The organism is Paenibacillus sp. HW567, from assembly GCF_000374185.1.
In the GTDB taxonomy this organism is placed as follows: Bacteria; Bacillota; Bacilli; order Paenibacillales; family Paenibacillaceae; genus Paenibacillus_AQ.
In genome coordinates this window covers 5430688-5445103 of the sequence record NZ_KB910518.1, presented here as the reverse complement: position 1 = coordinate 5445103, position 14416 = coordinate 5430688, and the positions used below count along the sequence as shown (strand labels likewise).

The window sequence follows — 14416 nt, the reverse complement described above, 5'->3', positions numbered from 1 at the left end:
GCGTTTTATGGAAAAAACATCGGAATTAAAATTAAATATTAATGAAAGTGATATTTTAAAGGTATTTGCCGTCAGCGGAGCCATCCTGCAGAGCGTGCTTGGAATGTTCCTGAAGCATGCGGACGGAAATGGAGATTTAGCATTGTTAGCTGTAATCTATAATCTGGTAAAGTATACAGCCCCAGTCTTTATTTTTGCCATCGTTTATGGAATGGTTAAAGGGAATCAGCATACGAAGGTGGGCCATTTTTACAAGGAAAAGTTCTACGAGCTGGTCATCCCCTACTTTCTATGGGCGACGGCAAGCCTGATCTTAATTCCGAGTGTGCAGGTTAACACCCATGCCACCTCGTTCTGGACACTGATTGAATCCTATGTCATCGGTAATTCCTCGCCACAATATTGGTATACGGTGATGATGCTACAGTTCCAGATTCTGATGCCGGTGCTGATCTATGTCAGCTACAATTTCCTTGCCAAGCCATCGCGGGTCATTCCGACACTAATCGTAAGCTTCCTGATCTTTGGCGCGTGGTTGTGGATGTATGACACCTATGTCTTCCGTGCTGAATACGCAGTTAGCTTGCGCTACCTGGACCGTGTATTCGTCAGCTATTTTATTTACGCTCTACTGGGAGGAATCGCCTGGGTATACAAGGACCGATTCGACGGCGTGCTCCGCCGGGTCCAATTTATCCTCATTCCGGTCATGCTGCTGCTGCTTATCTGGACCAATAGAGAGTTCTTCAGTTATGGCTTCAAGGATATGAGCTTCGGCAACCTGATCTACCTGAAGCCATCCATGACGCTATATAGCCTGGTTGTAATAGCTTTGATCTACATGCTGGCGAGACATCTAATAGCCCGCCAGTCGCGTGCGCTTCCGTTCTATAAATGGCTGTCCACATATGCGTACCGCGCATTTACCGTGAATGTGTTTGTGTTGTACTTCGTGTTGAAGCTGTTTGGCGGACTGGTCGACCAACTGCCGTTCTTCGTGGCTCTGCTGATGGTCTATCTGACAACGGTAGCCTGCTCGTTCTGCTTGGTGTATGCTTTTGCCAAGGTGTACGCTTTCCTGAAACGGTTATTTGTGAAAAAGAAAATAGTGGCTCCGGCGCATCATTGAGCGGGTTCGGAATTTTACACATAAAATGCACTCCAGCATACTGCTGGGTGCTTTTTTTCGCTTCAGTGCTGTACTTGTTGAGGATGAGGATGCAATTCGAATACATCTAGCTTCATAAGAAATACAGTTAGAATTTTAAAGTTTTCAATTGGGGGCAATAAAGGGTTTTGACGGCGGCTATAGAACACTTTACAATAAGGATACAAACCGGTCTTGAGTCTTATCCTGGACCTGGTGAATTGTCCATATTCCATCGTTTTCCCCGTTTTTGACCTTATCACATTTCCTGTCAAGATCATCTCTTTTGCAGCACCTCTTTCTGGAATGCTCTATTCAACCATCTGATTGATTACATGCTTCAATACCCATAAGTCAAGGAGGCTCTTCCATGATGAAAAAAGAAATGGTAGCCATGCTATTGGCGGGAGGCCAAGGGAAAAGGTTGAAGGGATTGACCAAGTCGCTTGCTAAGCCCGCTGTTTATTTTGGGGGAACCTATCGGATTATCGACTTCCCCTTGAGCAATTGCTCCAATTCAGGCATTGACACAGTGGGTGTGCTGACGCAATATGAGCCGCTTGTGCTGCACTCCTACATTGGAGTAGGCAGTGACTGGGATTTGAACCGCAAGGATGGCGGTGTATTCGTCTTGCCGCCGCATGAACGGGAGAACGGAAGCAGTTGGTATCGGGGAACAGCCGATGCGATTTACCGTAATCTTAAATTTGTTGAACAATTTGACCCGGAGCATGTGCTTATTCTGTCCGGCGACCATATCTATAAAATGGACTACAACGCAATGCTGCAGTACCACAAGGCGAGAAATGCCGATTGCACGATTTCGGTCATTGATGTTCCCCTTGAGGAGGCCAGCCGATTTGGCATACTTAATACTGAGGATGACCTGAAGATTTACGAATTTGAAGAAAAGCCAGCTAAGCCCAAGAGTACACTGGCATCAATGGGTGTCTATATTTTCAAGTGGGAGGTTCTGCGCAAGCATCTGCTGGAGGATGGGGAGAATGCCGGCTCGTCCCATGATTTCGGCAAGGACATCATTCCGCTCATGCTTGGGGACGGCCAGTCCCTGTACGCTTATCCTTTTGAAGGGTACTGGCGGGATGTGGGTACGGTGACAAGCCTATGGGAAGCCAATATGGACCTGCTGAGCGATACCCCGCCGCTGAATTTGAATGATCCGGGCTGGCGTATCTTCACCCGTAATCCGAATCAGCCGGCGCAGTATGTCGCTCCCGGAGCGAAGGTATCGGGCTGCATTATCAATGAAGGCTGCATCGTACGCGGAGAAGTGAAGCATTCGGTGCTCTTCTACGGGGTGGAAGTGGGCGAGGGCAGCATGATTACCGATTCGGTCATTATGCCTAAGGTCAAAATCGGCAAAAACGTCAGAATTCATAAAGCCATCATCAGCGAAAACACGGAAATTGAGGATTATATGGAAATTGGTACCGAGCGGGAGAACGAGGATGAAATTCTGCTGATCGACAATCGTAGCAAGAAACGGAAAAGCATAGCGGCCAAAACCATATAACCAGCAGAGGACGGTGGACTCCAATGAAACAACTGATGGGCGTCATTAATCTTGACCATGAACTGGATAAACTAAATGAGCTGACCTATTTCCGCTGTGGCGCGGCCGTGCCTTTTGCCAGCCGTTACCGGCTGGTTGATTTTGTCCTCTCCAATATGATGCGGGCGGAGCTGGAGAGCGTGGGACTGTTCGTCCGCCGCAAATACCGCTCCCTGATGGACCATCTTGGCGACGGCAAGTCATGGGATATGAACCGCAAGCACGGAGGATTGTTCATCCTGCCGCCCGACTGGAACGATCCAACGGATACTTCCCTTGGGGATCTCCAGCATTACCACAACAATCTCGATTTCTTCAAAAGGGCTTCAGCCAAATATATTGTGTTCTCCGGCAGCCAGCATATTAACACCGTTGATCTTCAGGAGGTGTATCAATATCATCTGGAGCAGGAGGCTGACGTTACCCTTGTCTACAAAAAAATAGACCAGCTTCAGCCTGAGCATGACCTGTGCCTGCGCGTTGAGGTGAACGAAGAGAATGCCGTAACGGAAATTCACCATGAGAAGGATCATCCGAATGTGTATTTGGATATTTTCATTATGGAGAAGAAGCTGTTTTTGGAGCAGGTGGAATACTGCATAGCTCATGGGGAAAGCTATTTCTTTCGCGATGTTATCCAGAAGAACCGCCACAAGTTCAAAATCGCCGCATATGAGTATACGGGGTACCATGCGGTAATCAACTCTCTGGAGAGCTATTATAAGAATAGCCTGAGCCTGCTTCAGCAGGATAACTATTTCGGGCTGTTCAAGGAGAACCAGGTACAGACCAAGATTAAATATGAAGCCCCGACCCGGTATCTGGACAGTGCAGAGGTCAGCAACTGTCTTGTCGCCAACGGCTGCATTATCGCCGGAACGGTGGAGAACAGCGTGATTTTCCGGGGAGTGCAGATCCGCAAGGGGGCGCGCATTGTCAACTCTGTCATTATGCAGAAATGCGTAATTGAAGAGAATGCCGTGATCGAAAATGTCATCATGGATAAAGACGTGCATTTGAGCAAGAACAGGATACTTGTCGGAGACAGCAAACGTCCATTTGTAATTGCCAAGAGCAGCAAAATCTAAAAGCAAATAAAATAAACATTTGTCAGGAGGAACCTGCTGTTGTTCAACGATAAAGAGACTTTCAAACAAGTGTTCCGCGAGACACTCATCGGAAAATTGGGCAAGCCGCTGGAAGAAGCATCTAATGCCGATATTTACAACATTCTCGGCAATATGATCCGCGAGAGCGCGGGCAAGGATTGGGTGGAAACCAACCAGAAACTAAAAGCCGATAAGGATAAGCAGGTATACTATTTTTCAATGGAGTTTCTGATCGGCAGGCTTCTTGGCAATAATCTTCTGAATATGGGCGTGCTTGAGGTTGTACGGTCAGGACTTGAGGAGCTGGGGTTCTGTCTCCGGGATGTCGAAGAAGAGGAAGCGGACGCTGGCCTTGGCAATGGCGGTCTCGGCCGCCTTGCCGCCTGCTTCATGGATTCGTTAGCCTCCCTGCAATATGCAGGGCATGGCTGCGGCATACGTTATAAATACGGTCTGTTCGAGCAGAAGATCATCGACGGGTATCAGGTAGAGCTGCCTGATTACTGGCTGCAGAATGATAACGTATGGGAAGTGAGACGGGAAGACAAACAGGTGGAAGTCCGGTTCTGGGGACATGTTGAGACCTCTGCAAAGGACGGGGAGCTTGTCTTCGAGCATAAAGACTATGAAGCGGTGCGCGCGGTTCCCTATGATGTTCCGATTATCGGGGCAGACCGCAGGCACGTGAATACGCTGCGCAACTGGAGCGCAGAGTCCATTACCCAGCCCTCGAGAATGTTCGGTTCACTGGCAGGAAGCGATTATCACAAGTTCCTGGAATACAAGCGTTCGGTGGAGTCGATCTCCGAGTTCCTGTATCCCGATGATTCGGAGTATGAGGGCAAGCTGCTCCGTTTGAAGCAGCAGTACTTCCTTTGCAGCGCGGGACTGCAGAGCATTCTGCGGACCTACAGCAAGACGGGACTTCCGATTGAGCAGCTCCCGGACAAAGTAGCCCTGCATATCAATGACACACATCCCACACTGGTGATTCCTGAGCTGATGCGAATCCTGATGGATGTGCATGAACTGGGCTGGGATAAGGCCTGGAGCATGACCAACCGCATGGTCTCTTATACCAACCATACCATTCTCAGCGAAGCGCTGGAGAAATGGCCGATCGGGATGGTCCGGGAGCTGCTGCCGCGTATCTTCCTCATCATTGAGGAGATCAATGCCCGGTTCTGCGGCGAGCTGATGAGCAAGTATCCCGGGGACCAGAACCGGATTAATCAAATGGCGATTATTCATGACGATCAGGTGCGGATGGCCAACCTGGCAGTTATAGCCAGCCATAGCGTCAATGGCGTAGCTGCGCTGCACACAGAGATTCTGCAGAAACGCGAAATGCGCCTGTTCAATGAGATGTATCCGCACCGGTTCAATAACAAAACGAACGGCATTACCCACCGGCGCTGGCTGCAGCATGCCAATCCCGAACTGGCCGGACTGATCAATGATTCCATCGGCACCCGCTGGATTCACCATCCGCAGGAGATGATTGGTCTGATTAAGTACAGCGAGGACGCCTCCTTCCAGGAGCAGGTAGCCGGCATAAAACGCCGGAATAAGGTACGTCTGGCAGAGTACATTGCCGGCAAGCATGGCGTGCAGGTTGATCCGGATTCCATCTTCGATGTGCAGGTCAAGCGGCTGCATGCCTATAAGCGGCAACTGCTGAATGTTCTGCATATTATGCACCTGTACAATCAGTTGAAGGACAACCCTTCAATGGATATTGTGCCGCGCACCTTTATCTTTGGCGCCAAGGCGGCGCCGAGCTATCATCTGGCGAAGCGGATTATTAAGCTGATTAACACTGTGGCGGATGTTGTTAACAAAGACCCGGATATCAAGGGCAAGATTCGTATTTTTTTCCTGGAAAATTATTCGGTCTCGCTGGCAGAGAAGATCATTCCGGCCGCCGATGTCAGTGAGCAGATCTCTACAGCCAGCAAGGAAGCCTCCGGCACCGGAAACATGAAGTTTATGATGAACGGCGCGCTGACCATTGGCACAATGGATGGGGCTAACGTAGAAATGCATGAAATGGTGGGGGACAACAATATGTTCCTGTTTGGTCTGCGGGCCGAGCAGGTCATGGATTACTACCAGTTTGGCGGCTACCATGCACGCGATATTTACAGTGGTGATTCCCGTGTGAAGGAAGTGCTGGACCAACTGATTACACCGGGGCCAATCTGCTGTAATACCCAGGAGTTTGAGATACTGTACCAGTCTTTGATTGACAACAATGATGAATTCTTTGTGCTTAAGGATTTCGCATCCTATGTTGAGACCCACGTCAAGATTGACCTGGCCTACCGCAACCGTAAGGAGTGGCTGAAGAAATCAATTATTAATATTGGACACTCCGGCAAGTTCTCCAGTGACAATACGATCAGCCGCTACGCTGCCGAGATCTGGAACATCAGTCCTGTGCGCCGGTAAGCTTAAGCTGTTCCCGTACCAGAGAGAAGCTTAATGAACGAAACAAGACCCTCACGGTGCGCAGGTTATTCTGCGCCCGTGAGGGTCTTGTATGTCCCGGGGGACAGATTAAATAACGTCCGAGACCATTGCTGCGAACCGCTCCAGGAAGCGCCGTTCTTCATCATCAAAACGGTGCTTGAGCGGGCTGTCGATGTCAAGGACGCCGAGCAGGACGCCGCCGCGTACCAGCGGAACGACAATCTCGCTGTTCGAGGCTTCGTCGCAGGCAATATGTCCGGGGAAGGCATGCACGTCACCCACGACAAGGGTGCGGCGCTCCGTTGCTGCCGTGCCGCATACTCCCTTGCCGAGCGGAATGCGGATGCAGGCCGGCAATCCCTGAAATGGCCCAAGTACAAGCTCCTTGCCGTCAAATAAATAGAAACCGGTCCAGTTGGTATCCGGCAAAGAGAGCTTAAGCAGCGCCGAGGCATTGGCCAGATTGGCAATGGCATTCGGTTCGCCTTCCATCAGTGCTCCGAGCTGGGTAAGAACCGCCTCAAACCGCTCGCTGCGTGTGCCGTCATAGGGCATGGCTTGAAACATGAAGCATCACCTTCCTGTACGATAAGTCAGCATGATTCCATAACTGTAACTAACAACATAGTACAGCTCAGCGGGATACGTCAAGCCTTATGGAGATTTTGCCGAAAAGCTCCAGGTGCTGAACCGGATGATGAGGTATACTGATATAGTTGAAGGGGGATGAGTGCATTGTACATATGTGGCGGAGCAATACCGGCCCTTACAGGACAGAGAGTGAAGCTGCGCGCAATGGCTGCTCAGGATGCAGCGGCGCTGTATGCGGTCTGGTGTCATCCCCTGGTTGTCCCTTGGCTGGACGCACCGCCGCTCGCTTCACCGGAGGAAGCAGAGGAGCTGATACGCCTCCTTGAACAAATGTCGGCCGTGGAAGAGAGTCTGCGCTGGAGTATTGCCGGGCCGGAGGGTGAAGTGATCGGCAGTTGCGGTTATAACAATTGGCAGCTTCAGGGAGCTTACCGGGGCGAGATCGGGTGCGAGCTGCTGCCGGCCTATTGGGGCCGTGGCTACATGCGGGAGGCGCTTGCGCTTGTGCTGGCTTTTGGCTTCGGCACGATGGGATTGAACCGGATTGAGGGGTTATGCCATCCTGACAATACCCGGGCCGGGGGGCTGTTCCGGGGGCTAGGATTTCAGCGGGAAGGCTTGCTGCGTGAGTACCGGCATACCGCGGCTGGTTTTCAGGATGTTGATCTGTATGCCCTGCTGCGCAGCGGTCAGCTATAAAGCAAGAAAGGGATTACGAAGAGAGAGGATATGGATTCATTGAACGCAATTGCAGGAACAGAACGTAAGCTTATATTTACAGGGGTGCTGCTGGCCACATTTCTGGCGGCCATTGAAGGAACCGTAACCGGACCCGCTGGACCGGCTATTGTCAGCGAGTTTCAAGGCATGCAGTGGCTGAGCTGGATATTTACTGCCTACCTGCTGGCGATGGCGGTTACAACACCGATCTTCGGCAAGCTCAGCGACCTGATTGGCCGGAAGCCGGTGTTCATCGGCGGAACGGCTGTTTTTCTCATGGGCTCGCTGCTGTGCGGTGTCTCGCAGAGTATGGAGCAACTGATTATTTTTCGGGGTCTTCAGGGAATTGGGGCAGGTGCGCTGATTCCGATGACCTTTACGATTATAGGCGATATTTACAGCATTAAGGAACGGGCCAAAACCCAGGGACTGGTTAGCTCCGTATGGGGGATCTCCTCACTGATAGGTCCGCTGCTGGGCGGGTATGTGGTGGATTACCTGAGCTGGCGCTGGGTATTCGTATTCAATCTGCCTTTTGGGCTGTTATCCATTGTTTTTATCACCCGCTTTCTGAAGGAAGAGAGAGTTAGGCGCAAGACAAAGATTGACGGGTTAGGGGGAGTGCTGTTCGCGGCAGGCATGGGGGCTCTGCTCTTCGGACTGACTGTAGGAGGCCAGAATCTGCCTTGGACCTCTCCGCTGCTGCTGCTCACACTCGCTGCCGCCGTCTGCCTGCTGGTCTTCTTCTGGTTGGTGGAGCGCCGGACTAAGGAGCCGATGCTTCCGCTTGGACTCTTCTCTATCCGCAATATCGCGGTGTCCACCGGGGCCAATCTGCTGGTCAGCACCCTGATTATTGGCTTAACGACATATGTGCCGCTTTGGGTACAAGGAGTGCTGGGAAAAAGTGCAGCCCTATCAGGACTGCTTCTGGCCCCGATGTCCGTAGGCTGGATGCTGGGCTCGATCGCCGGGGGAAGAATGATTCTGCGTTCCGGCTCCCGGCGGACAACCATGCTTGGTCTGACCTTAATCGCAGCAGGGGCCATCGGCCTGACATTGATGACCGCGGAGTCTTCGCAGCTTCTCCTCCTGTGTCTGATGATGTTCTGCGGCGTAGGCTTCGGTTATGCCTCCACCGTGTTCACAATTATCGCGCAGTCCTCCGTTGAGCACGACCAGCGCGGAGCTTCTACAGCACTTAATACCTTTACACGTTCGCTTGGACAGACAGTAGGGGTGGCGATTTTTGGCTCCTGGCTGAACCTGAGCATCAGCAGGCAACTGGCCGAAGATCCGGGCTCTGCTGCAGCCGGCACGGATATCAATCAACTGCTTCACCCGGAAGGTGCGGCGTTGTCCGGCGAAGCCTGGAACAGTCTGCGGGGCGCGCTGGAGGGCGGTCTGCATTCGCTTTTTATAGTGATGGCCGTGTTTGCTGTTCTATCGCTGGTGATATCCTCAGGGCTGCATAAAGGCCTGCCGTCGGTCGTGGAGGAGAATAAGGCGCTTAAGAAGGCGTAGCTCCTGTTGTTCGAAGCATACTTCCCATGCAAAAAAAAGCTGCGCACCCTGAAAAGGATGCTGCAGCTTTTTGCATCATATCACCGATAATCCGGTAAGTGAATTGATTCACAACCCCTGTTGACTTAAGCTACTTGCGGGGAAGAGGTGAGAGCTTCTCAGCCTGCAGGCCCATCTTCTTCAAAAGGGTGATCATTTGTTCCTTCTCTTCATCACTCAGTCCGCTGAACGCAAGATGCAGCCGCTCTGAATACTTCGGATACATTTCGTTCATCAGGCGTTCGCCCTCTGTAGTCAGCTCGGCAAAAATCACCCGCCGGTCGCTCGGACAAGGCTTGCGCTGCAGGTAGCCGCGTTCTTCCAGCTTGTCGATGACATAAGTAACGTTGCCGCTCTGCAGCAGCAGCTTGGCGCCGATCTGCTGGATCGGCTGTGGTCCTTTATAATAAAGAACCTCCATTACGGCAAAGGCTGTAGGATTGAAGCCTTCGATCTTGCTGCCGGTTACGGCGTGCTCATTAATGCTCTTGAAGGACTTGGCAAAAACCCGGTACAAATGCAGTGTCAGTTGAGTATCGCGTTCATAGGATTGTATCATGCTTCTCCACCTCTATTGTTAATCGTGAGGGTTGCCCCGCACGGTTTGGAATATAAACGTTATTGATATAAACCTACAATACGGCAAAGAATGGACGAAGAACATGTGATTTGTCACAATGAGCACACTTTTAATTATTAAAAATCAAACAATTTTTCGACGGTGCCTTAAATTTGTGACAATCCTTTATTATTGGCGGCATCCGCCCCAGGTTGGAGAGGATATTCAGCCTCTGGCGCAGCAAAGAGTTACAGCTACGGGTCGATGAATACACCTTCAAATTTCCTTAAGATGGGTTACAGGAGATAACCAGTCGAACGGGAGAGTGAATGAAGGATGAGAAAGTCTCACGGTTATGAAGAAAAGACGGGTAAGCTGACCGCGAATAAGCCGTTTATGCTGCTGATCTCAGCACAGCTTGTGTCGAACGTGGGGGATTGGCTGCATGTGCTGGCGCTGTTGACTATGGTTGGCTTGAAGTGGCAGGCTACACCTTGGGAGATTACGGCCGTATCGCTGTGTATGGCGGTGCCTATGCTGCTGGGGGGACCGTTTGCGGGGTATTTAAGCGATAAGATGGACCGCAAAGCAATCATGATCGGATCAGATCTTGTGCGTGCGGGAATCGTAGTTTGTCTGGTATTTGCCGGATCATTATGGCAGGTGTATATTCTGCTGCTGGCTAAGGGGGTTCTGGATGTGCTGTTCTCTCCGGCCAAAAGCGGCAAGCTCAAGGAGCTTGTGCCTCCCGGACAAATGGACCAGGCTGTGGCAATTAGCGCATCCATCGAGCAAATTACGAAGATTGTCGGCCCGGCCCTTGGCGGTCTGCTCGTTGCAGCCTTCGGCATCGCAGCTTGTTATGTAATCGACTCGGCAAGCTATCTGGTGTCTGCGGTCATCCTGCTGGGACTGCCGCGGGTGGGGATGTTCAAGACAGAACGGGCAAGTGACAATGCGGAGAACCCGCAGGAGCGCAAATCGTTCCGCAGTGAAGCGGGCGCCGGATTGCGCCTGATTGCCAGTATGCCGGTAGTGCTCAGCGGAGTTGTGATGATTGTAGCGGTGCTTCTGGTGCTTCAAATCGCGGATTCCCAGACGATAACCCTGTTCCGTGAAATTCCTGGTGTGAGCGGCGATCTGCTGGGCTGGTGTGTAGCCGCCAGCGGCTTCGGCACACTGCTCTCGGCAGTGACAGCAGGACGGCTGGGCAGCGGCAAACGTCCGCTTGTCTTTATGGGGGCGGGCACTTTTCTTATGGGCTCGGTCTTCACCCTTGCCGCACTGGTGACCGCTTACGCCCAGGCAGGCCTCTGGATGAACATTGCGCTGTTTATGTCGTTCGTTCTCGCAGGGGCGGGCGCGGGATTTGTCATGATCCCCTTTAACTCAATGCTGCAGAACCGGACGCCGGAAGCCTACACGGGCCGGGTATTCGGAATCGTTGGCAGCCTGACGAGCGCGGCGGTTATTCTTGGGCCGGTAGCCGGGGGAGCACTGGTTACAGCCTCAGGACCGATTCCGGCTTTTATAGTCTCGGGGGTGCTTGCGGCGCTGCTCGGAGCCGGGCTTCTGGTCCTGCGCACCGGAATTGAGAACAGGGATGCAGCGGCTGCGCGAACCTTGGCTGAACGGGCAGCAGAACTTTCCTAGCATCAGCACCAAAGCCAAGGTGAGCCTTGGCGTATGCTATGGGTTACGGGAGCTGGTCCCTAAATTTCAAGAAAGAAGGTCCATAGTCTTATTTGATTTCTTCTATTTGTTCCATTCTTAATTCCTCTCGGTTTAAATTAATTTTCTTGATCTTTTTTTCTTTGACTAAAAAAACCTTTTCAAAAGTATGATCAGAGGCTATTGGATTTACTTTTATATTTAACTCCTGATCCTGGTAATCTATGTTTACCATTGAAACTGTGTATTTTTCGTTGTTTTTTTCATTTTTAAAATTTATATATACGTATACGCTATTTTCATTGTTAATTCTGCCCAGGTATATACCATTATTATCAGCTTTACTATTTATCCACTTGCTTACTATTTCATTAGTTTCATTTGTGTCCAGGTACTGTATATTTATTGTGCTGCGATTCATGCACCCAGTTACCATGGTCACTAAACACACTAAAAGTAATAATAAATACTTTTTCATAATTTAACCGTCCTCTTTTATATAAGGTATATTTTATAGTTCGTGACTTAACCCCAGATAGAAAAATCACTGTCGGTGAACCTATAGCCAAATAATTAGGTTGGATGATTTCCACATCATTCACTTTGCTGTTTATGGTTAATCTATAATTGCCCCCATTTATATGAAGCCACAGTAGCATTAATATCATTTAATGTAAACAGATTCCTAATTAACTACTGCGGGCAGGGCGCAGATACATCAATCAGCCTGACGAGCGCGGCGGTCGTTCTTAGACCGGGATTGAGAACAGGGATGCAGCGGCTGTGCGAACCTTGGCTGAACGGGCAGCAGAACTTTCCTAGCATAGGGCCGCTGAGGGTGATATGATCGGATTACTGGATTCTACTCTATCCGGTAAGCGAGATATACCAAAGCTATTAATGTAGGAGATGGAGCTGCATGGAAGAGACGGAAGCGCTGCAGGCACAGAAGCCTGAAGTTATCAAAGCAAGTGAAGAGGACAGCACAGAGCATGACATCGTACTCGATGTCTTCATTGACCAGGCTGGTTACGAGGCTGGCGATGCAAGGATTTCCAACATCTCCTTTCAGGTGCGGCGGGGCCAGCTTCTGGGATTAATTGGACCGAACGGAGCCGGCAAAAGCACTACGATCAAGACACTGCTTGGGCTGCTGAAGCATGCCAAAGCCAAGGTGAGCCTTGGCGGAGAGAACAAATCGTATGCTTACGTGCCGGAGCAGCCTGTATTTTATGAGGATTTAACGCTGTGGGAGCATCTGGATTTGGCTGCCGCAGCCTATGGCTTGACTTATGAGACCTTTGAGGAGACCGCCGGGAAGCTTCTGACCCAGTTCGGTATGGAGCATGTGCGCAACGATCTTCCGGCAGGCTTCTCCAAGGGCATGAAGCAAAAGATGATGCTGATGCTGGGCTTCCTCGTCCAGCCTGATGTCTACATCGTGGACGAGCCGTTTATCGGGCTTGATCCGCGCGCGACCAAGGACTTCCTCCGGCTGCTTGCAGCGGAGCGGGAGCGGGGAGCCGGGGTGCTGATGTCCACGCACGTGCTGGATACGGCTGAGAAAATTTGCGACAGCTTCGTGCTGATCTCCGGCGGGAGAATGACCGCCACGGGTACACTGGAAGAGATCCGCGCTCAAGCGGGATTGCCGGAGGGGTCGTTGTTCGATTGCTTCGACGAATTGACATGAGCAGGGATTCATTTGCTTTTCCTACGGCACAGAAATTGTTTCGGCGGCGGCTGACCTCCCACTGGCGTGAGCAGTGGGCAATTATCCGCACGGCGGCAGACTGGACGGTGCTGCTGTATATTATTATTCCCGGGGGGCTGCTGGGCGGACGGTTTTATTACGGGTTATGGAATCATGCTCTGCCTTCTTGGGTGACAGCTCTGCCCTTCATGCTGCTTCCGGTCCTGCTGGCTATTCTTGTGGCAACGGGAGGGATGGTTCTGCTGCTGCAGGAGGGCGATCTGCTGTTCCTCAGGCAACGGGTCGACTGGATCAGGACGATTGTGCTGCGTGGAATGGTCTACAGCCTCATAGTCACAGCGCTGAAGATAGCTGCTGTGTATGTCATACTGCTGCCCTTTATTGTCCGGGGCTACGGAGTCAGCCCGGGAGCAGCCTGGGCGCTGCTCGCCATGACCATTGCCTGTAGCTGGTGCGTCAAGCTGCTGGGGCATATCGTCAAGGTCCAGCGTCAAGGGTTCCGCCGCTGGCTGTGGCTGATTCCGGCGGTGACCGTGCCCTGTGCCATCTATATCCGGGCTGCGCTGTATTGGAAGGACCGCCCGCTGCTTCTGCTGCTGACCACCGCCGCATTTGCGGCAGTGGCGGCCTGGGCCATCCGCTGCCGGCTAGGGCTGCGCGGCACGTTCATGAATGATGTGCGCGAGGATTATAAGCAGCGGATGAGAATTGCCGCCCTCATGCTGCGTGGTGTTCTGGACAAGCCGCGCCCTACACGGCATAAGCCGTGGATCTTCCGCAAGTCGCAGCCGCTGCTGAAATCCAAGCAGCCGGAGAGCCGGTTCACGGCGGCGGCAATCAAAGCGCTGCTGCGGAATCCGGCACATTTCAAGCTGTACCTTCAGTTTACCGGAGTGGGGCTTGTAGCGGTATTGATCGTGCCTTCCGTGCTGAAATGGCTGATCTTCGCGCTGCTGATCGCGTTAATGTCTTACTGGCTGTCATCCTTCTGGCTGCTGTTCTCCGGGGATGATTACATCGGAATTCTGCCGTTTACCAAGCAGCAGAAGGCGGAGGCCGGCTCGAAGGCGCTGCCGATCATGCTGATGCCGTTTGCCCTGCTGTGCTCGGCGGCTGTCTGCCTGCCGCTGTATGGCTGGTGGGGGCTTGTGCTGTTTATCCCTATCGGCGGTGTGGCCGGATATATGATTGCCAGCATGTTCAGCGCATTTCGTTTTGCTAAATAATTCCCTGTTAAAAAAGCCATCCTCCGGTTGTATTGGGGGCTGGCTTCTTTACTATTATTATGAACTTGCCC

12 protein-coding genes are annotated in these 14416 nt (G+C 51.7%); 9 read left to right on the top strand and 3 right to left on the bottom strand.

Translation table 11 applies throughout. The features are described 5' to 3' along the window. Nucleotides 1–7 precede the first annotated feature (7 nt). The 4 genes from B212_RS0124145 (at nt 8) to B212_RS0124130 (ending at nt 6280) form a co-directional block, all read left to right on the top strand. Nucleotides 8–1129 (top strand): acyltransferase family protein, encoded by a 1122-nt coding sequence (locus B212_RS0124145; protein WP_019913755.1) that lies wholly within the window; start codon nt 8–10, stop codon nt 1127–1129. A gap of 388 nt (nt 1130–1517) precedes the next feature. Continuing rightward, complete coding sequence (locus tag B212_RS0124140; protein ID WP_019913754.1) at nt 1518–2681, top strand: glucose-1-phosphate adenylyltransferase; 1164 nt, start codon at nt 1518–1520, stop codon at nt 2679–2681. Nucleotides 2682–2704: 23 nt separating this feature from the next. Further along, complete coding sequence (gene glgD, locus B212_RS0124135) at nt 2705–3808, top strand: glucose-1-phosphate adenylyltransferase subunit GlgD (protein ID WP_019913753.1); 1104 nt, start codon at nt 2705–2707, stop codon at nt 3806–3808. Between the two features lie 39 nt (nt 3809–3847). Then, nucleotides 3848–6280 (top strand): glycogen/starch/alpha-glucan phosphorylase, encoded by a 2433-nt coding sequence (locus B212_RS0124130; protein ID WP_019913752.1) that lies wholly within the window; start codon nt 3848–3850, stop codon nt 6278–6280. Nucleotides 6281–6388: 108 nt separating this feature from the next. On the opposite strand, the gene B212_RS0124125 is transcribed toward B212_RS0124130, so the two are convergent. Beyond that, entirely contained in the window at nt 6389–6868 is a 480-nt protein-coding gene (locus tag B212_RS0124125) for a GAF domain-containing protein (protein ID WP_019913751.1), read from the bottom strand. Nucleotides 6869–7036: 168 nt separating this feature from the next. Here B212_RS0124125 and B212_RS0124120 point away from each other — a divergent pair, with 168 nt between their 5' ends. Both B212_RS0124120 and B212_RS0124115 read left to right on the top strand, forming a co-directional pair. Continuing rightward, nucleotides 7037–7591, top strand: coding sequence for a GNAT family N-acetyltransferase (locus B212_RS0124120; RefSeq protein WP_019913750.1), 555 nt, complete (start codon nt 7037–7039; stop codon nt 7589–7591). A 30-nt stretch (nt 7592–7621) separates the two neighbouring features. Further along, nucleotides 7622–9136 (top strand): MDR family MFS transporter, encoded by a 1515-nt coding sequence (locus tag B212_RS0124115; RefSeq protein WP_019913749.1) that lies wholly within the window; start codon nt 7622–7624, stop codon nt 9134–9136. Nucleotides 9137–9266: 130 nt separating this feature from the next. Here the strand turns inward: B212_RS0124115 and B212_RS0124110 are convergent, their stop codons facing one another. Continuing rightward, nucleotides 9267–9734, bottom strand: coding sequence for a MarR family winged helix-turn-helix transcriptional regulator (locus B212_RS0124110; protein ID WP_019913747.1), 468 nt, complete (start codon nt 9732–9734; stop codon nt 9267–9269). A 336-nt stretch (nt 9735–10070) separates the two neighbouring features. On the opposite strand from B212_RS0124110, the gene B212_RS0124105 reads away from it, so the two are divergent. Then, nucleotides 10071–11387 carry an MFS transporter gene (locus B212_RS0124105; protein ID WP_019913746.1) on the top strand — a complete coding sequence of 439 codons (1317 nt, stop codon included), beginning with the start codon at nt 10071–10073 and terminating at the stop codon, nt 11385–11387. 88 nt (nt 11388–11475) lie between these two features. Here the strand turns inward: B212_RS0124105 and B212_RS0124100 are convergent, their stop codons facing one another. Further along, the gene (locus tag B212_RS0124100) at nt 11476–11883 is read right to left on the bottom strand and encodes a hypothetical protein (RefSeq protein ID WP_019913745.1); all 408 of its coding nucleotides are present in this window, start codon (nt 11881–11883) and stop codon (nt 11476–11478) included. A gap of 441 nt (nt 11884–12324) precedes the next feature. On the opposite strand from B212_RS0124100, the gene B212_RS0124095 reads away from it, so the two are divergent. Beyond that, nucleotides 12325–13098, top strand: coding sequence for an ABC transporter ATP-binding protein (locus tag B212_RS0124095; RefSeq protein WP_019913744.1), 774 nt, complete (start codon nt 12325–12327; stop codon nt 13096–13098). After that, a complete protein-coding gene (locus B212_RS0124090; RefSeq protein ID WP_156830201.1) occupies nt 13077–14345 on the top strand; it encodes an ABC transporter permease in 1269 nt (422 codons plus the stop codon). Before B212_RS0124095 ends, B212_RS0124090 begins: the two co-directional genes overlap by 22 nt. Nucleotides 14346–14416: the final 71 nt, after the last annotated feature.